Origin of the sequence: Xanthobacter dioxanivorans, from assembly GCF_016807805.1 — a bacterium.
In the GTDB taxonomy this organism is placed as follows: domain Bacteria; phylum Pseudomonadota; class Alphaproteobacteria; order Rhizobiales; family Xanthobacteraceae; genus Xanthobacter; species Xanthobacter dioxanivorans.
Map to the genome: position 1 here is coordinate 1,115,777 of NZ_CP063362.1, position 17,739 is coordinate 1,133,515.

16 protein-coding genes and 1 pseudogene are annotated in these 17,739 nt (G+C 63.4%); 7 read left to right on the forward strand and 10 right to left on the reverse strand.

Going from position 1 to position 17,739, the window contains the following annotated elements; genetic code table 11:
* Positions 1 to 114: 114 nt before the first annotated feature.
* The 3 genes from EZH22_RS05345 to EZH22_RS05355 all read right to left on the reverse strand — a co-directional run bounded on the left by EZH22_RS05345 (position 115) and on the right by EZH22_RS05355 (position 5,340).
* On the reverse strand, positions 115 to 2,499 hold the full coding sequence (locus tag EZH22_RS05345) for a DEAD/DEAH box helicase family protein (protein WP_203194714.1): 2,385 nt from the start codon (positions 2,497 to 2,499) through the stop codon (positions 115 to 117).
* 2,266 nt (positions 2,500 to 4,765) lie between these two features.
* A complete protein-coding gene (locus EZH22_RS05350; protein ID WP_203194715.1) occupies positions 4,766 to 5,074 on the reverse strand; it encodes a type II toxin-antitoxin system RelE/ParE family toxin in 309 nt (102 codons plus the stop codon).
* Positions 5,062 to 5,340 carry a CopG family ribbon-helix-helix protein gene (locus tag EZH22_RS05355; RefSeq protein ID WP_203194716.1) on the reverse strand — a complete coding sequence of 93 codons (279 nt, stop codon included), beginning with the start codon at positions 5,338 to 5,340 and terminating at the stop codon, positions 5,062 to 5,064. Before EZH22_RS05355 ends, EZH22_RS05350 begins: the two co-directional genes overlap by 13 nt.
* A gap of 803 nt (positions 5,341 to 6,143) precedes the next feature.
* On the opposite strand from EZH22_RS05355, the gene EZH22_RS05360 reads away from it, so the two are divergent.
* From EZH22_RS05360 to EZH22_RS05375, 4 genes are all read left to right on the forward strand, one after another.
* Positions 6,144 to 7,040, forward strand: a complete 897-nt coding sequence (locus EZH22_RS05360) for a thermonuclease family protein (RefSeq protein ID WP_203194717.1) — start codon at positions 6,144 to 6,146, stop codon at positions 7,038 to 7,040.
* Positions 7,041 to 7,129: 89 nt separating this feature from the next.
* On the forward strand, positions 7,130 to 8,611 hold the full coding sequence (locus EZH22_RS05365) for a M48 family metalloprotease (protein ID WP_408647718.1): 1,482 nt from the start codon (positions 7,130 to 7,132) through the stop codon (positions 8,609 to 8,611).
* A gap of 92 nt (positions 8,612 to 8,703) precedes the next feature.
* A complete protein-coding gene (locus tag EZH22_RS05370) occupies positions 8,704 to 9,159 on the forward strand; it encodes a universal stress protein (protein ID WP_203194718.1) in 456 nt (151 codons plus the stop codon).
* A gap of 70 nt (positions 9,160 to 9,229) precedes the next feature.
* Entirely contained in the window at positions 9,230 to 9,931 is a 702-nt protein-coding gene (locus tag EZH22_RS05375) for a GntR family transcriptional regulator (protein WP_203194719.1), read from the forward strand.
* Between the two features lie 185 nt (positions 9,932 to 10,116).
* On the opposite strand, the gene coaA is transcribed toward EZH22_RS05375, so the two are convergent.
* The 7 genes and pseudogenes from coaA to hisB all read right to left on the reverse strand — a co-directional run bounded on the left by coaA (position 10,117) and on the right by hisB (position 14,716).
* Entirely contained in the window at positions 10,117 to 11,088 is a 972-nt protein-coding gene (coaA, locus tag EZH22_RS05380) for a type I pantothenate kinase (RefSeq protein WP_203194720.1), read from the reverse strand.
* A 22-nt stretch (positions 11,089 to 11,110) separates the two neighbouring features.
* Entirely contained in the window at positions 11,111 to 11,437 is a 327-nt protein-coding gene (locus EZH22_RS05385; protein ID WP_203194721.1) for a phosphoribosyl-ATP diphosphatase, read from the reverse strand.
* 43 nt (positions 11,438 to 11,480) lie between these two features.
* The gene (gene hisF / locus EZH22_RS05390; RefSeq protein ID WP_203194722.1) at positions 11,481 to 12,257 is read right to left on the reverse strand and encodes an imidazole glycerol phosphate synthase subunit HisF; all 777 of its coding nucleotides are present in this window, start codon (positions 12,255 to 12,257) and stop codon (positions 11,481 to 11,483) included.
* Between the two features lie 7 nt (positions 12,258 to 12,264).
* The gene (gene hisA / locus EZH22_RS05395; RefSeq protein WP_203194723.1) at positions 12,265 to 12,993 is read right to left on the reverse strand and encodes a 1-(5-phosphoribosyl)-5-[(5-phosphoribosylamino)methylideneamino]imidazole-4-carboxamide isomerase; all 729 of its coding nucleotides are present in this window, start codon (positions 12,991 to 12,993) and stop codon (positions 12,265 to 12,267) included.
* Entirely contained in the window at positions 12,990 to 13,637 is a 648-nt protein-coding gene (gene hisH, locus EZH22_RS05400) for an imidazole glycerol phosphate synthase subunit HisH (protein WP_203194724.1), read from the reverse strand. The genes hisA and hisH overlap by 4 nt, the downstream gene beginning before the upstream one ends.
* Positions 13,638 to 13,641: 4 nt before the next feature.
* Positions 13,642 to 14,115, reverse strand: a complete 474-nt coding sequence (locus EZH22_RS05405) for a DUF2628 domain-containing protein (protein ID WP_203194725.1) — start codon at positions 14,113 to 14,115, stop codon at positions 13,642 to 13,644.
* A 9-nt stretch (positions 14,116 to 14,124) separates the two neighbouring features.
* Positions 14,125 to 14,716: pseudogene (hisB, locus tag EZH22_RS05410) on the reverse strand (imidazoleglycerol-phosphate dehydratase HisB).
* Between the two features lie 219 nt (positions 14,717 to 14,935).
* Here hisB and EZH22_RS05415 point away from each other — a divergent pair.
* The 3 genes from EZH22_RS05415 (at position 14,936) to hslU (ending at position 17,739) form a co-directional block, all read left to right on the forward strand.
* Positions 14,936 to 15,727, forward strand: a complete 792-nt coding sequence (locus EZH22_RS05415) for an alpha/beta fold hydrolase (RefSeq protein WP_203194726.1) — start codon at positions 14,936 to 14,938, stop codon at positions 15,725 to 15,727.
* A gap of 75 nt (positions 15,728 to 15,802) precedes the next feature.
* Positions 15,803 to 16,351, forward strand: a complete 549-nt coding sequence (gene hslV / locus EZH22_RS05420) for an ATP-dependent protease subunit HslV (protein WP_203194727.1) — start codon at positions 15,803 to 15,805, stop codon at positions 16,349 to 16,351.
* 47 nt (positions 16,352 to 16,398) lie between these two features.
* Entirely contained in the window at positions 16,399 to 17,739 is a 1,341-nt protein-coding gene (gene hslU / locus EZH22_RS05425) for an ATP-dependent protease ATPase subunit HslU (protein WP_203196394.1), read from the forward strand.

Genomic DNA, 17,739 nt, shown 5'->3' on the forward strand with positions numbered 1-17,739 from the left:
GTCGAGGCGGCGAATATCAACCTATCAGGGGTTCGCGCATATCGAGAGGCGCCGGATTGTAGGCGTCTCCCTGTTTCGTCTCAGATATATCATATCAAAGGTCGGCCATCCTCATTATTTCGACCAGCCCTTTATGATGCGCTCGACCTGCTTGAGGCGATCCTCCGGTGACGTGGATCGGCGCGCGGCGTCATCCAAGATTGGCCTCGCTTCGTCAGCTTGCAATCCGTGCGTCCACAGGTCTGTTGCAAGGTCCCAAATTGCCCCGTCCCCTTGGCCTGCGCGAGTGCCAGTCTCATCGAATATCGCCACCGCCTCCTTTACGGCCTCAGTGACCTCGGGAGGCCATTCTTCCCCTTCGATGTGCAAAGGAGCGATAGGAGGAGAAGGCACATGCGCAGGCACCTTTTGCAGCCAATAGTCGGGGTTTATCAGTTGGCGTTCGTCCCCCACCAATTCCTCAAAGAAGGACTCCCCATTGTCCGCTCGGCACGGAAAGTGGAAGATATCTACAAGGGATTTTTTCGACTTATCAAAGCCGTGGACGGCGTATCCATGCGCTTCCAACTCGATCATGATCGCCTGTAGCAGACGACGGTATTCTTCTCCCGACACTGCTCTTGATAGCAGTATCACAGCCCTCCATTTTTCCCATTCTCTTGTAGAACTGAAGCTATTGGAAATGATCATTTTTTCTGAATGAAATATCCTCGCGAATTCCGCACGGGAGATACCACCGCCATCGTTATCGAGGATGATAGCCGATGTCCCTTGGGCATAGATTGCCTCTCGGGCATTCACATGGGGATCATCAAATATCGTGAAATTGAAACATGGATTGTCAACCTTCTTTTGATAACTCATATCGAATGCTGCCGACATCATGTTGACAACCTCAACAACGGATACCAGAGGCACCACATGAGTTGCTGCCGGAGTGTAGCCTGGGCCACCTTTGATATGTAACGGATCATAGAAATTCAGAATCCATATCATATCGTTATTCTGAATAGTTCGTGTCACAATATCCTCCCTTATAAGGGTTTCGTGACATGTAACAATAATACCGTTCTCTTCTACAGGTAGATTATCCTGCCTCTTCTCCTTGTCTCTTGCCCTTTGGGCTCTCTTCCTATCCTTATCACTTGCATGGATTCTCGGTCTGCCAACCTTGCCTACTCTCTTGGGAACCTCAATGGGAACCTTCGTCAAAGTGACTCCGTCGAATAGGCCTGCAAGCCAAAAAGCTGCTCTCGTGTCCGGAACGATCACGATCTTTCGCGTGGTTGATTCGATATCGCGAAGCGAACAGCGCATCGCGGCCTGATATATCTCCAAGCAATGGATTCCAATGTCGATATCCCTATCCGATAGACCGAGCCAATTCAGAAAACGCCTATAGTCGTCATCAGGGTTTCGCGCAGTGTATATGAACGCGTTATCTATGTACTCGTAGGAGTTCAGTCCGTGTGATGCTCCACCAATGTCTACGCCATCGGCCTTTACTAGGGCCAAATTGTCTATTTGGAAATCGTCCTTGGCCTTGTTTGATTGGAAAATGAATGGTCTATCGGAAAATACGCCGATGGCGTATGCCTTCAGGTCTGACACAAGGCTTGCGTGTTTCTTCATGATCTCCTTGGACCATCTGGGCACGTCGAGATAATGAATGTCGAGAAGATGCCCATTGGGATGTCGGTCAAACGAAAACGTTATCTCCGCATCCTTTCTCACTGGCGCATACGCGCGCTCGCCATAATCAACGAAATCAACGCCTCTATTAGAAAGTATCTTGAAAAAGAACGTGTCCTTGAACATGGCCGATGCCACAGTGCAGGTTTTGAACCTGGATATCACGAGGGTGTTGCGGACCGAGCAAATGCACAGTTTCTTGGCTCCCTTGTCCCCGTCGACTATACTATCATACCTCTCCTGGTGAACGAAACAGTCCCACCCCGCAGAAAGCAACTGCTTTGCTGCATCGCGAAATATATCATTCACCTTGTCCTTTTTCCTGACGATATTTCTTAGGTCTGCTTCCGATTTGACGCAGAGGGGAACGTAGAGGCCCTCGCCTCTAGTCATAACGTGCTCCGTGAGGAAGCCATGGTTTACCGGCACTTCGATTGAGAAACCCTTTTCCACATGAGGGCACTCATCGAAGATCAAGTCCCAAAACTCGGCTCTGTGAAAATACGGAACAAGGTCAAATGCTTGCTCGGTTATGATCAGCGCCTGTCCTTTTGGCTCGGCATTCCTGAAGTGATTGATGATAGCCGAGACAACGTGTTGTCCCACCACCGTATCTTCGTGTAATCTCGTGACGAAAGGCGCGAGACTCGCTCCTTCCGTTAGATGGCGGTATGTCTGGTCTATCAAGTCTTTGGACTTCTGCACAAGCAATACCTTGTGTCCCCAACGCACCATCTCGGCGATCTCGGCGATTATGAAACGCGTCTTATTTGCTCCAGCGGGCTTATCAATATACCTAATCTTCAATTCAATTTCCTTTCTTATGAATTATACAAATATCGTCGTTCACGGCCCAATATGGCGACCGCGTTGACTTGGTGAGTTCGTTCATGAACGCCTTCTTTATATCTCGATCCGAGGTCCGAGTCAAGAAGAACTCTGCATAAGCCATTGATAATCAAAGGAACTTTTGTTTTTAAAAAGAATTTCGTACTTATGGTTGCGTTGTCATAGTAAACATATTTTAGGCAGCGCATTGAAATTGATGGTAAAATTGTCTTCTAGGTTTGCGCTCTCGCCCTTTGCCGGGCGCTGATCGCGATGTAGCCGAGAGGACGAGCGGCAAATTCGTCGGATGGGACCCAATGCGAGCGATCACCACCCGCTTCCTTGGTTTCTTGGACGGAGAGTGCTCAGGGAGAGGCTCATGGCATGGGATTGAAGGTGGCGGGACCCTTCCTCGATTCCCGAAGACGTGCCGCCCATGCCCTTCTCAGTCGATGCGAGGACCTGCGCCGATATCCCTTAACATGCAGGCCAAAACGGTAACCGGATGTAGTTTATGGCCGAGCTCCTGCGCTAAACAGAACTAAATCTGGGTGTTTTTGCATTTCCAACCGGAAAATCGCTGCGATCGCTGAAATCTGCTCATAATGGGAGCATTAGAGACGGGCGTTCGCGGTTCGCTTCGGTGGAAAGTGCCTGCCGTTTGCGAGGCCCTTCACGATTACCGGAGACCGTTTGATTAATGGTAAGATATTAGAAATCTGGATTGGGTTGGATCAGGGCAGCGTTCTTAAAGGGTCGGCCGTTTGCCGTTTAGCGAGCCGAGCGAAATCCGGTGACGCTCGGATCGAACTGCCGAATGGGACCCAACGCGAACGGCCACCACCCGCTTCCTTGGATTCTTGGAGGGGAGTGTCTGGATGGGACCCAGGTTCGCCAAAAGGAAAGTTGGGCCAGATTTCTGATTCAGCAAACTTGGCTAGTGGCGGTCCCATCGCAGTGTATGGCTGCGATGCGGACGTGACGCCAAGTCAGACACCTCTGCCGTTGCAGAGCGGTAACATTCGGTTTTTCACTGTCTCTTATGTCATATCTGATAGATATGCATATTTACTGTTCGCTGGATTGTATGTCTGGACAGTTATTATTGGAATTATAATATTGACATCATGACAGATAAGAACGTGCTTATTGATGGCCAAGATGTTATTGCAAATCCAGACACGTAAAGTAGCAATATTGTTGCTCGCGCCATGGGCCGCGAGTTGTCTGACACGAGATACTCGATTGTTAGTATATCGGTATCAAAACGTGGCGCGACTGCGTACATTGACATCCAGATATTTCGTTGGGCCCGACGCTGGGTACTGATGCATTCTGCGACGTAGGAAATATTTAAATTTCCGTTATTTGAATACAATTCGCCATCGTGATTTCGGCCAGTTTCGAGATCGGCGTCAGCCTCTATTTGGCCCTCCGCTCCATCGACTTCCGGTGCTGGCGTTTCCCACATCTCATTGATTACGCTTTCATAAATTGTGTGAAAAACCTCCGGAGATGCGGCGGATATCAGTATGTATCGGATGGTGTTGTCGAAGTGACAATCTTTTGTATAATGTCTGCTTATTGAATTTAGTATAATTCCAATTCGGGAAGGGGTGGATAGAGATTTTTCGCGAGCAATATAATCGGATTCTGAATCATTATTTTTAATGAGTTTCGGGCAAAGAATTGTATATAATAGAGATGATATGCCGAGTAGACTAAGGCCAAAATACGTGAATTTAAGCCAGCCGATCGTTATGTGGCGTTCGAGGCCTGATGCATCTACAGTTTTTGCGGAGAACCGGCGGAATATGTCTGGTGATATCGATATCAGATCAACGAATTGATTATTAAATAATATTATCCATCCGATAAGTGGAACGATGACGGTTAATGACAGCAGTTTGGATTTTCCAAATGTTCGAAGATCGGACCACTTTGGAATGTCTCTCATGTGAGCGATAATCGCTTCACGTAGTTGCGTCTTTTTTACGATGTCCATCTTTACTATTCCGTCTATTCTGATTTCGATCGATGGCTCGCAAGGCGTCATAATCATGTGGTGTTTCGAAAGTGCATACTCAACGGATTCGGCGCCGCATTCCTGAACTCCACGTTTCAGTCTAATTTCGCGATTTAAGAGGGTAGCCTGATTCTGTTGCCTATTGGCTCAGGACAACGGTATGCGGGCCCCTTTACGGTGTCTCCTGGATATGGGCGCGAAGCGTCGTGCACCCAAAGCTTACCCGTGGCCCTTACCGCTCCAGTCCATCTCTCTCTGGTGCCTCAAGAGAAGGATGGTCACTCCATCGTCGCCGAAATGATAGCGAGCGACATAGCCGCTGTCCCCGAACGGGATGAGCCAGTCCCGAAACTGCTCGGGTAGACCGTCGATCGTCCGGCCCATGTGTGGATGCGAGCCGAGGGCACGAACGCCGTCTATGATGGCTTCGCCGGCTCTTTTCGCAGCGGCAGGATTCTTAGGGCTCAGAAAAGACCGTAATCCTTCAAGGTCGCGGATCGCAGCTGGCGAAAATCTCACTTGCGGCATTGAGGCGCCGGCAGCTCGCCTTCAGTGCCCCAACTCGACAGCCATTTCTCGACATCCTCGGCCGTGGCATGCACGCCCGTTGCCTGAAACTCATCCCATGCCTTGACGGTGTCCTGGCGCAGGGCCTCGCGCCTTTCCTCGCGCTCCACATACTGCGCGATCGCCTCCCGCATGATCCAATGGGAGGAGCGGCGGCGAACTTCGGCGAGACGCTGGATGCGCCCTTTTAGCTCGTCGTCGAGCTTGATGGATGTTGCCGTTGCCATGCGTGGGGCTCCACTGCGAATAGGTAATACCTCTTGCTACTGTAGCCGCTCATTCCCCATTGTCCACCGCGGACACGCTTGCCGAGTTTGGATGGGCCTGCCGACGAGGCTCCACCTCCTGCTTCCTTGGTTTCTTGGAGGGGAGTGTCTGGATGGGACCCTTTGGCCCAAAGTGGAAGGTCGAGAGCGGCTGGAGACGACCACCGCTCTTGCGGCATCTCCGGCCGGAACGGTAACGCTCTAGCGAGTTCCGCGCGTTACCCTGTTGTTACCCGAGATAAGATTCAATAAATCCGTGAAAACGAGACATTGACAAATAAGCTGAAATACCAATGCGTTGGGCGAGATGCCGGGGCAAAATAGAACCCCTGACCTGCGGTTTAGGAAACCGCTGCTCTATCCTGCTGAGCTACCGGGACGCCACGCCCCTTCTAGAACGGACGCCCGCGCGAGAAAAGGGTGTCCTGCGGCCACCGGAAACGGTCTGTAAGCACAGGTGATCGGCGGCGGCCTTCATGCTCCCGCGCGGATCCACTATCCTAGGGTAAATCGGAAGGGAGCCATCGACGATCGGCGTCCCGAGAGAATCCGCCGACGGGCGTCGCCAGCCGGAGGAGACGCTTGGTCCTGCGCGGCCCCTTCGGCCCGCGCCCCTTCGGCCCTGCGGCAAGCAGGGCGTCGGCCGAGCCATCAGGCGGGTAGTCCCCGGCACGGACGCCGCAGGAAGCAAGATGAAGCAGGGCACCGGACAAGGGACAAGCAAGCACGGAACACCCGCGCACGGGACCGACGTGGATCCGCGCATGGCGCTCCCGCGCCGATCTGTCGCCGGCAGCCTCGCCGCCGCCACGGGCGCCATCCTCGTGTGTGCCGTGACCATCGGCGCAACGCATGATCCGGCCCGGGCAGCCGGGGCTGACGCGGAGCCCCGTGCCTGCGCCATCGTCCTGCCTGTGGAGCATGGCGACGGGGTCGCCGTCCACTGGTCCGAGACCGGCGCCCTGCTGCTGGCGGACGGGCGCCGCCTGGTGCCGGACGGCATCGTGCTGCCCACCCGGATTTCGGCGGCGCCCGCCGTGCTGCGCGCCGCCGAGGCAGCAGCGGCCACGGTGATCGAGGGCATGCGCGTGCATCCCGGCGCCGAACGGGCCGACCGGCACGGCCGGCTAACGGGGGATGCGGCGCTCGCGGCGCAAGGCGGCGCGGCCGGCGAGGACCTCGCCACGGCCCTGCTGCGCGCCGGCGCCGGCTTTGCCGAGCCCGCCGGGGATGCGGCCTGCGGTGCCGAACGGCTTGCGGCGGAAGCGGAAGCGCAGCAGCAGAGGCGAGGCATCTGGGCGCAGCCGGGGACCATTCTGAAGGCCGCCGACGAGACCGGGCTCCTTCGCCGCGCCGGCCTCTTCACCCTGGTTCAGGGGCGGGTGCGCGCCGTGGGCGTCACCCGCGAGCGCGTCTACCTGAATTTCGGCGCAACCTGGCGGCAGGATTTCACGGTCATCCTTCCGAAGGAGGATTTCGCCATAATCTTGGGCGATAGCCTCGATCCGGCCATGTTGCGCGGCACGATGGTGCGGGTGCGTGGCGTGGTGCGCGTGGATGGCGGGCCTGCCGTCCAGCTGCGCCGGACCGGCGAGATCCTGCGGGTGGCCGGCACCGAGACGGTGCCGCCGCAGCGACCGGCCCGACGCAACGAAAGGTGATACGGGTGCACGAAGGCAAGGTGCGGGAGACGAGGCTGCGCAGTGCGGCGGAAGCAAAGCGGACGGGGGCATCAGCGCCCCTCGGCTGCGTGCGCGCCCATGCCACCCGATTTATCCGCGCCCTCCCCCTGCTGCTGCCCCTGCTCTTCGCCGGCTGCGCCGGCTTCGATCTCGATCAGGCGAGCCTGCCGCTCAACGCGCAATCCTCCGCCTCGGAATTCGCCGACATGTCGCCGGCCCAGCGCCGGGAGCACGAGCGGCTGGTGGCGGGCTATGGCGGCGCCTACAACGATCCGCAGCTCAAGGCGCTCATCCAGCAGGTGGTGGAGCGGCTCGTCGCCGCCTCCGAGCGGCCCGACCTGAAGTACCGGGTCACCGTCCTCAATTCGCCGGCCATCAACGCCTTCGCCCTGCCGGACGGCTCGCTCTACGTCACCCGCGGCCTGCTTTCGCTGGCCAACGACACCTCCGAGCTCTCCTCCGTGCTCGCCCACGAGATGGCGCACGTCATCGCCCGCCATGCCGTGATCCGCGAGGATCAGGTCAAGCAGGCGGTGCTGGTGAGTCGTGTCATCTCCGACGTGGTGAACGATCCTGACCTCGGCGCGCTCGCCATGCAGAAGAGCCGCCGCACCCTCGCCTCCTTCTCGCGCGGACAGGAACTGGAGGCGGACGCCATCGGCGTGGGCATCGCGGCGCGCGCCGGCTTCGATCCCTACGGCGCCTCGCGCTTCCTCACCGACATGGGCCGCTACGGCGACCTGAAGAGCGCGGCCTTTTCCGGCTCATCGTCGTCCACCACGCCGGACATGGATTTCCTCTCGTCCCATCCGGCGACGCCCGAGCGCATCTCCATCGCCATCGCCAATGCCCGCCAGTATGCCAGCCCGAACGGCCAGGCCGACGGCGAGCGCGATCGCGCCGCCTACTTCTCGGCCATCGAGGGCATGGTCTACGGCGACGATCCCAAGGAAGGCTTCGTGCGCGGGCGCAAATTCTTCCACCCCAAGCTCGGCTTCACCTTCACCGCGCCGGAGGGCTTCTCGCTGGAGAACACTTCCCAGGCGGTGCTGGGCGCCACCCAGACCGGGCGTGAGGCCCTTCGGCTCGACGCGGTGCGCGTTCCCGCCGAACAGTCGCTGGCGCAATATCTGTCCTCGGGCTGGATCGACGGGGTGGAGATCAACACGGTGGAGAGCCTCACCGTCAACGGCTTCACCGCGGCCACGGCCATCGCGCGCGGCGACCAGTGGTCCTTCCGCATGTTCGCCATCCGCTTCGGCGCGGACGTCTACCGCCTCATCTTCGCCGCGCGCGAGCTGACGCCGGAGCTGGACAAGCAGTTCCGCGTCGCCGCGGACACCTTCCGCCGCGTCTCCACCGGCGAGGCGGAAACGGTGAAGCCGCTGCGTCTGCGCATCGTTTCGATCGGACTGGGCGATTCGGCGGACAAGCTCGCCGCCCGCATGCAGGTGCCGGACCGCCCGCTGGAGCGCTTCCTGATCCTCAACGGGCTCGAGAACGGTGCCAAGCTCAAGTACGGCGACAAGGTGAAGATCATCGCCGAGTAAGGCGTGGCCGTCGTCCAGGCGATTGATTCCGCGCAAGCCGAACCGCCGCGCGGGAGTGCTATGATCGCGCCTCCCAGCTGGGGAAGATCGCGATGTACAAGAACATCCTCGTCGCCACCGATGGCTCGGCCCTGTCCGACCTCGCCGTCAGCCACGCCGTCCAGCTTGCCGCCGCCCTGCAGGCGCGCCTCACGGTCATGACCGCGAGCGAGCCCTTCCACCTCCTGACGACGGAAGCCGACCAGCTCGCCGACACGCAGGAGGAGTATCGCCGCAATGCCCAGGTGCGCGCCGACCGCGTCCTCGACAAGGCAGCCGAGGCGGCGGCCGTCGCCGGAGTGGAGGCGGCCCGCGTGCACGTGGAGGGCAACCACGCCTTTGAAGGCATCATCGCCACCGCCGAGCAGGAACGGTGCGACCTCATCGTCATGGCCTCCCATGGGCGGCGGGGCCTGTCGGCGGTCGTGCTCGGCAGCGAGACCACGAAGGTGCTCACCCATTCCAGCATTCCGGTCCTGGTGGTGCGCGCCGCACATCCGGCGGCCTGACGCAGCGCCGTCGCGGCCGATCATATGATATAGGCCGGGCCTTGGTCCCGGTGAAACGTCGAAGGGCGCGATGGCGGAGCTGCGGCAGGTCGAGAAGGAAAATCTTTCGGCGCGCGTCTACGGGCGCATCCGCAGGGCGCTGATCGACGGGCAGTTCGAACCCGGCGAGCGCCTGCGTATCTCCGCGCTCGCGGCCGACCTCGGCACCTCCATCACGCCGGTGCGCGAGGCCATCTTCCGCCTTGTCAGCGAGCAGGCGCTGGAGATGAAGGCCGCGACCGCCGTCCACGTTCCCATGCTGGACAGCCGGCGGCTGCGCGAGATCCAGCTGGTGCGCATGGAACTGGAAGGCGCCGCCGCCGCGCGCGCCGCCGGGCACATCACCGACCAGCAGATCCAGCGGCTCGAGCAGATCCAGGAAGACTTCATCGAGGGAGCGCAGGACCCGAAGAAAGCGAGCCTCGGGAACCGCGACTTCCACTTCGCGCTGATGGAGGTCGCCGGCCTGCCGCTGGTGGAATCCATCGTCGAGAACATGTGGACGCTGATGGGCCCGCTGCTCGGCGTGTTCCACGGCACCGTCTCCCGGGACCGGATCGACCGCGAGAACCACCCCCATTATGCCGTGCTGCGCGCCCTCAAGGCGCGTGACCCGGAGAAAGCGCGGCACGCCCTGCAGGAAGATATCCGGCTGGGGCTCGGCATGGCCGACTGGCTCGACCAGCGCGCCAAGGCGCCGGGTTGCGGGCTCGCCTCTCTCGCCGGGGAATAGGGGCGGGCGGCAGGCCCGGCATGCGGGCCAGGGGCGACGCCCGAAGGACCTGTTCAACAAAGATGTTCCCGGGTCCCAGGCGGAAGGGGCGCGCCGGGCGGGCATCTGGACGAGGCCTGCGCCAATGCCGGCATCGCCAAGGGGAAGCGCAGCTCAAATAATGCGCGCGACACCCTCCGGCGCTGTCACAGCCGCCGGAGGCTGACTTCCGCCACCTCGTGGTCGCCCGACTTCCGCAGGATGAGGTCGGCCCGCTGGCGCGTGGGCAGGATGTTGTCGGAGAGGTTCGGCAGGTTGATGCTCCGCCAGATGGAGACCGCCGTCGCCCGTGCCTCCTCCTCCGTGAGCTGGGAATAGCGGTGGAAGTAGGAAAGCGGGTCCTGGAAGGCGGTGGCCCGCAGGCGCATGAAGCGCTCCACGTACCAGCGCTCGATCACATCCTCGTCGCCGTCGATATAGACCGAGAAGTCGAAGAAGTCGGAGACGAAGGGAATCGCCTTGCCGTCCTTCGGCGGACGCGTGGTCTGGAGCACGTTGAGGCCTTCGACGATGAGGATGTCGGGCCGGTCGATCTCCACGTGGGTGTCAGGCATCACGTCGTAGAAGAAATGGGAGTAGAGCGGCGCCCGAACCGGACGCCGCCCCGCCTTGATGTCGGTCAGGAAGCGCAGCAGCAGCGGCAGGTCGTAGCTCTCCGGAAACCCCTTCTTGTCCATCAGCCCCTCGCGCTCGAGGATGGCGTTGGGCAGGAGGAAGCCGTCCGTGGTCACGAGGTCCACCTTCGGCGTGTTGGGCCAGCGCGCGAGCAGCGCCTGCAGCACGCGCGCGGTGGTAGACTTGCCCACCGCCACCGAGCCGGCAACCCCGATGATGTAGGGCATCTTGCCCTCGCCGTTCACCTCGCTCTCGCGTTGGTCGAGGAAGTGGCTCATGGCGCGGAACAGCTTCTGCGTCGCCGCCACATAGAGCGAGAGCAGGCGCGAGAGGGGGAGATAGATCTCCTCCACCTCCTTGATGGAGAGGTGGACGCCGAGACCCTCGAGGCGCGTGATCTCGTCCGGCCGGAGCGTCATGGGCGTGTCGCGGCGCAACGCGGCCCACTCGGCACGGGAGAAGGTGCGGTAGGGCGAGAGGCCGGCGTCGACGCGACGATCCATGCGGGTGCCTCGTGGTCTCGTCTCAGCCGGCCGGCCGGGAGGCTTTTTCGGCGAGCCCGGACTGGCCGGTGCGCCGGGCGAGTTCCGCGTGCACCTCGGCCAGCGACACGCCGCGCGCCTTCAGCACCACGAGGAGATGGTAGAGGAGATCGCTCGTCTCCGCGACAAGGGCCTCGCGGTCCGCCGAGACGGCGGCGATCACCGTCTCCACCGCCTCCTCGCCCAGCTTCTGGGCGCACTTGCCGATCCCCTTGTCGAGCAGCGAGCGGGTGTAGGACGCGCCTGCGTCCGCCGCGGCGCGGGCGGCGACGATGGCTTCGAGGTCGGTCAGGGAGAAGCTGTCGCTCATCAAGGTGGCCCGGTCGGCAGCGGCTGGAAGGGAAGAGACGGCCCTAGACATCGAGGCGCACCGGCAGGCCGGCCTCGGCCAGGCGCTCCTTGGCCTCGCGCACGGTGAAGGTGCCGAAATGGAAGATGGACGCCGCCAGCACCGCCGACGCGCCGCCCTCGCGGATGCCCTCGACGAGATGGTCGAGGATGCCGACCCCGCCCGAGGCGATCACCGGCACGTGCACCGCGTCCGACACCGCGCGCGTCAACGCGCAGTCAAACCCCTGTCCGGTCCCGTCGCGGTCCATGGAGGTGAGCAGGATCTCGCCGGCGCCGAGATCCACCACGTCGCGGGCGTACTGGACGGCATCGATGCCGGTGGGCTTGCGCCCGCCGTGGGTGAAGATCTCCCAGCGGTTCTCTTCGCCCTCGCCGCTCACCTTCTTGGCGTCGATGGCGACGACGATGCATTGCTCGCCGAACTTCTCCGCCGCCTCGCCCACGAAGGCGCGGCGGTTCACGGCGGCGGTGTTGATGGAGACCTTGTCGGCACCCGCATGGAGCAAGGTGCGCACATCGTCCACGGTGCGCACGCCGCCGCCCACGGTCAGCGGCATGAAACACTGCTCGGCGGTGCGGCGGACCACGTCGAGGATGGTGCCGCGGTTTTCGTGGCTGGCGGTGATGTCGAGGAAGGTGAGCTCGTCGGCGCCGGCGGCGTCATAGGCACGCGCAGCCTCCACCGGGTCGCCGGCGTCGCGCAGGTCCACGAACTGGACTCCCTTCACCACGCGGCCGTCCTTCACGTCGAGGCAGGGAATGACGCGGACTTTCAGCATGGCACACCTATCGTCCGGCCACCAGCGCCAGCGCCTCGCGGGCGTCGAGCCGCCCGTCATAGAGGGCACGGCCGGTAATGGCGCCCTCCAGCTTCCTCGCCCGGGGCTCCAGCAGCGCCTCGATGTCGGCGAGCGAGGCGAGGCCGCCGGAGGCGATCACCGGCAGGTTCACCGCCTCCGCCAGCGCCACGGTGGCCTCGATGTTGAGGCCCTTGAGCAGGCCGTCGCGGGCAATGTCGGTGTAGATGATGGCGGAGACGCCCGCATCCTCGAAGCGCCGCGCGATGTCCACCGCGGCGAGGTCCGAGGTCTCGGCCCAGCCCTCCACCGCCACCCGGCCGTCGCGGGCGTCGAGGCCGACGGCGATGCGGCCGGGATGGGCCCTGGCGGCCTGTTTCACGAAGTCCGGGTCGCGCACGGCGGCGGTGCCGAGAATGACCCGCGTCACCCCCTTCCCGAGCCAGGCCTCGACGGTGGCGAGGTCGCGGATGCCGCCGCCGAGCTGCACCGGGATGGAGACGGTCTCCAGGATGCGCTCCACCGCCGCCGCGTTGACCGGCTTGCCGGCGAAGGCGCCGTCGAGGTCGACGAGGTGCAGGTAGCGGAAGCCGAGCGTCTCGAACTCCGCCGCCTGGGCGGCGGGATCGCGGTTGAACACGGTCGCCCGCGCCATGTCGCCCTGTTCGAGGCGAACGGCGAGGCCGTCTTTCAGATCGATGGCCGGAAAAAGGATCACGGATGCCACTTCAGGAAATTGGCGAGGAGCGCGAGGCCGAGCTTCTGGCTCTTCTCGGGATGGAACTGGGTGCCGGCCACGTTGTCACGCGCCACCATCGCGGTGATGGTGCTGCCATAGTCGGTGGTAGCGACGAGGTCTATGCCGTCGGCCGGCTTCAGGTGGTAGGAATGCACGAAATAGGCATGGAGCCCGCCCGCGCCGGTGGGGATGCCGGCGAGGAGGGGATGCTCCCGCGCCACTTCGAGCGTGTTCCAGCCCATGTGGGGGATCTTCAGCTCGGGGTCCTGCGGCGCGATGCGGTCCACCTCGCCACGGATCCATCCGAGGCCAGCGGTCTCGCCGTGCTCCAGCCCGCGCTCGGCGAGGAGCTGGAGGCCGACGCAGATGCCGAGGAAGGGCCGCCCCCGCGCCTTCACCGCCTCGGTCATGGCCTCCACCATGCCGGGCACGCCGTCGAGGCCGGCGCGGCAGTCGGCGAAGGCGCCGACCCCGGGCAGCACCACCCGCTCGGCGACGCGCACCACCTCCGGGTCGCTGGTGACGACGACCTTCTCCGCGCCGAGGTCCTGCGCCGCGCGCTCCATGGCCTTGGCGGCGGAATGCAGGTTGCCGGAATTGTAGTCGATGATCGCGACCGTCATCGCCTCATGCTCCCGGAAAGGCGCCGATGACCCCCGACTGGGGAACACCGGGGCCGGTCGCCGGCCGGATCTGCGGCAGCGGCGCGGCGACGCGCGGTCCGCTCCAGCCGGCGAAGAAGCGCTGCTCCGCCTCGCCACGGTCGCGGGCCACCAGCACGGCGGCTTCCTCGTAGCCCAGCCGTGCGAGCTTGCGCTGGCGCAGGGCCGGCAGCTCGAAGGCCAGCAGCAGGTGGAAGCCCACCATCACCACGCTGCTCACCGCGTCGGCGAGCCCGCCATAGGTCTGGGTGAGCCGGAGGATCACCGCCACCGCCACATAGGCGGCGAGGGCGAGCCACAGGCGGAAGCGCAGCAGGACGATCGGCGCGAAGAACAGCGTCATCCAGGAGAATTTCTCGCGGACGAAGACCGCGCGGCCGGCCGCCGCCGCCGTGGTGTCGCCGGGAACGTCCCGGGTCAGGACCGTCCAGATGCCCATGGTCCGCTCCTAATTCCCGAGGGCGCCCTTGGTGGAGGGGATTTCCCCCGCCGCCGGGATCCACCGCCACCGCCGCCCGCAGCACGCGGGCGAGGCCCTTGAAACAGCTTTCAGCGATGTGGTGCGCGTTGACGCCGTACAGCGTCTCCACGTGCAGGGTCACCCCGGCGCTGGAGGCGAAGGCCTGGAAGAACTCGCGCACCAGCTCGGTGTCGAACTCACCGATCTTCGGCACCGCGAATTCGGTGCGGAAGACCAGGAACGGCCGGCCGGATATGTCGAGGGCGACGCGGGTCAGCGTCTCGTCCATGGGCAGCAGCACGTCGGCGTAGCGGGTGATGCCGCGCATGTCGCCGAGCGCCTTCCGGACCGCCTGGCCGAGCACGATGCCCACGTCCTCGGTGGTGTGGTGGAAGTCCACATGCAGGTCGCCCTCGGCCTTGATGTCGAGGTCGAAGCGGGCGTGGCGGGCGAGCAGGTCCAGCATGTGGTCGAGAAACCCGATGCCGGTGGAGATGGCAGCCTTCCCCGTTCCGTCGAGATCGACGGTGAGGGCGACGCGGGTCTCCTTTGTCTCGCGGACGATTTCGGCCTTGCGCATGGAACTCCTCCAAGGCCGCGCGTTCTACCAGCAACGCCGCTGCGACGCCATATGGCGAAGCGATGACGGGGCCCGCATTGCGCTGCCGTGCGTCAAGCTCCCTCAAAATGGTAACCAGAGGTAGGTTCTACCCCTGCCATGCTCACGCCGGAGGGCGCCGCGCCCTCGCCGCGGCGCAGCAAATGTGCCATAGGTCCCCGGTAACCGGGGACCCCGCCAATGCCGACGACGACGAATGACGGGATCGAACTCGCGTACCAGGTCAGCGGGGAGGGGCCGCCCCTTCTCATCATTTCCGGCCTTTCGGCGGAGCGTTCCTTCTGGAACCTGTCGCGGCCGCTGCTTTCAGGCTTCACCCTCATCGAGTTCGACAACCGCGACATCGGCAAGAGCGGCCGGGCGAAGGCCGCCTACGCCGCCGCCGACATGGCCCGCGACGCCCTAGCGGTGCTCGATGCCGTCGGCGTCGCCCGCGCCCACGTGGTCGGCCACTCCCTCGGCGGCGCGATCGCCCAGGAACTGACACTCATGGCGCCAAAGCGGGTGGACCGGCTGGTCCTGTCCAACACATTCGCCCGCAACGATCTCTACACCACCGAGATCATGCGGCTGCTGAAGGAGCTGCGCCTGCAGCTCGACGACGAGCTGACCTTCGGCGCCGCCCTCACCACCTTCGTGCTGGGCATGCGCACGCTGAAGTCGGTGCCCCTGTTCGCCTCGGTGCAGCAGGCCCTCGATGCCGGCCTCTACCAGGAGAAGGACGCCTTCCTGCGCCAGCTCGATGCCTGCGTGAAGGTGGATACGCTGGCCCGCCTCGGCCACATCGCGTCCCCCACCTTCGTCCTGTATTGCGACGACGACCGCCTGTTCTCCCCGGCGCTGGTGCGGGAGGTGGCGAACGCCATTCCCGGCGCGGCGCTGGACGAGATCCTCGACAGCGGCCATTGCCCCATGGTGGAAGCGCCGCAGAACTTCGCCACCTCGGTGCGCGCCTTCCTGAACGGCAGCTGACGCACCGCGGGACTGACGGGCACGTGTTGCGTCCGCGCCGGAACGGCATAAGTAAGGGCCGGAGCGGAGCCTTTCATGCAGCATTCCCCGGATACCATCTACGGCACCACCATCGTCTCGGTCCGCAAGGGCAACCGCGTCGCCATCGCCGGCGACGGCCAGGTGACCCTCGGCCAGACCGTGCTGAAGGCCAACGCGCGCAAGGTGCGGCGCCTGGGCAAGGGGGACGTGATCGGCGGCTTCGCCGGCGCCACGGCGGATGCCTTCACCCTGTTCGAGCGGCTTGAGGCCAAGCTGGAGCAGTATCCGGGCCAGTTGCAGCGCGCCGCGGTGGAGCTGGCCAAGGACTGGCGCACCGACCGCTACCTGCGCCGCCTCGAAGCCATGATGATCGTGGCCGACGCCTCGGTCTCCTTGGTGCTCACCGGCACCGGCGACGTGCTGGAGCCGGACGCGGGGGTGGCCGGCATCGGCTCGGGCGGCATGTTCGCGCTGGCCGCGGCGCGGGCCCTGCTCGACCGCGAGGCGGACCCGGAGGCCATCGTGCGCCGCTCGCTGGAGATCGCCGCCGACATCTGCGTCTACACCAACCGCAACATCGTCGTGGAAACCATCGGCGGCTGAGCGCGGCCTCGACGCGCCCGCCCCCGGCCGCAGAACCGGGAACCGGGATTTCGAAACGACCTGTCAGAGCGAGTGTTCATGAGCGACTTTTCCCCCGCGAGATCGTCTCCGAGCTCGACCGCCACATCGTCGGCCAGGCCAAGGCCAAGCGGGCGGTGGCCATCGCCCTGCGCAACCGCTGGCGCCGCCTCAAGCTCGACGACAAGCTGCGCGAGGAGGTGCTGCCCAAGAACATCCTCATGATCGGCCCCACCGGGGTGGGCAAGACCGAGATCTCCCGCCGCCTCGCCCGCCTCGCCGGCGCGCCGTTCCTGAAGGTGGAGGCCACCAAGTTCACCGAAGTCGGCTATGTGGGCCGCGACGTGGAGCAGATCGTGCGCGACCTCTTGGAGGTGGGCATCGGTCTCATCCGCGAGACCAAGCGCAAGGACGTGCAGGCCAAGGCGCACCTCGCCGCCGAGAACCGCGTGCTCGACGCCCTGGTGGGCGCGGGCGCCTCTCCGGCCACCCGCGACGCCTTCAGGAAGCGGCTGCGGGCCGGCGAACTCGACGACAAGGAGGTGGAGGTGGAGGTCCAGGCCGGCGGCGGCCAGGGCATGCCCATGTTCGAGATCCCCGGCATGCCGGGGAGCCAGATGGGCGCCATCTCCCTGGGCGACATGCTGGGCAAGGCCTTCGGCGGTCGCTCCAAGCCGCGCCGCGTCACCGTCAAGGAAGCCCATCCCCTCCTCCTCACCGAGGAGGCCGACAAGCTCATCGACCAGGACGCCATCACCCAGGAGGCCATCCACTCGGTGGAGAACAACGGCATCGTCTTCCTCGACGAAATCGACAAGATCGCCGGCCGCGAAGGCCGCTCCGGCGCCGATGTCTCCCGCGAGGGCGTTCAGCGGGACCTGCTGCCGCTGATCGAGGGCACCACCGTCTCCACCAAGCACGGCTCGGTGAAGACCGACCACATCCTGTTCATCGCCTCCGGCGCCTTCCACGTCTCCAAGCCGTCCGACCTCCTGCCGGAGCTGCAGGGCCGCCTGCCCATCCGCGTGGAGCTCGAGGCGCTGACGCGGGCGGACTTCGTGCGCATCCTGACCGAGACCGAGGCGAGCCTCGTCAAGCAGTCGGTGGCGCTGATGGCGACGGAAGGCGTCACCCTCACCATCACCGCCGACGCGGTGGAAGCCATCGCCGACGCGGCGGTGGAGGTGAATTCCAACGTGGAGAATATCGGCGCCCGGCGGCTGCAGACGGTGATCGAGCGGGTGCTCGACGACCTGTCCTTCTCCGCCCCCGACCGCTCCGGCGAGGAGGTGGTGGTGGACGCCGAATATGTCCGCTCGCGCGTCGCGGACCTCGCGAAGAACGCGGACCTGAGCCGGTTCATCCTGTAG

Coding starts and splice junctions, on each gene's coding strand:
- EZH22_RS05350 (WP_203194715.1), bottom strand. CDS start 5,074: ATGCCGCAAGTGAGATTTTCGCCAGCTGCGATCCGCGACCTTGAAGGA.
- EZH22_RS05355 (WP_203194716.1), bottom strand. CDS start 5,340: ATGGCAACGGCAACATCCATCAAGCTCGACGACGAGCTAAAAGGGCGC.
- EZH22_RS05360 (WP_203194717.1), top strand. CDS start 6,144: ATGGCGCTCCCGCGCCGATCTGTCGCCGGCAGCCTCGCCGCCGCCACG.
- EZH22_RS05370 (WP_203194718.1), top strand. CDS start 8,704: ATGTACAAGAACATCCTCGTCGCCACCGATGGCTCGGCCCTGTCCGAC.
- EZH22_RS05375 (WP_203194719.1), top strand. CDS start 9,230: ATGGCGGAGCTGCGGCAGGTCGAGAAGGAAAATCTTTCGGCGCGCGTC.
- coaA (WP_203194720.1), bottom strand. CDS start 11,088: ATGGATCGTCGCGTCGACGCCGGCCTCTCGCCCTACCGCACCTTCTCC.
- EZH22_RS05385 (WP_203194721.1), bottom strand. CDS start 11,437: ATGAGCGACAGCTTCTCCCTGACCGACCTCGAAGCCATCGTCGCCGCC.
- hisF (WP_203194722.1), bottom strand. CDS start 12,257: ATGCTGAAAGTCCGCGTCATTCCCTGCCTCGACGTGAAGGACGGCCGC.
- hisH (WP_203194724.1), bottom strand. CDS start 13,637: ATGACGGTCGCGATCATCGACTACAATTCCGGCAACCTGCATTCCGCC.
- EZH22_RS05405 (WP_203194725.1), bottom strand. CDS start 14,115: ATGGGCATCTGGACGGTCCTGACCCGGGACGTTCCCGGCGACACCACG.
- EZH22_RS05415 (WP_203194726.1), top strand. CDS start 14,936: ATGCCGACGACGACGAATGACGGGATCGAACTCGCGTACCAGGTCAGC.
- hslV (WP_203194727.1), top strand. CDS start 15,803: ATGCAGCATTCCCCGGATACCATCTACGGCACCACCATCGTCTCGGTC.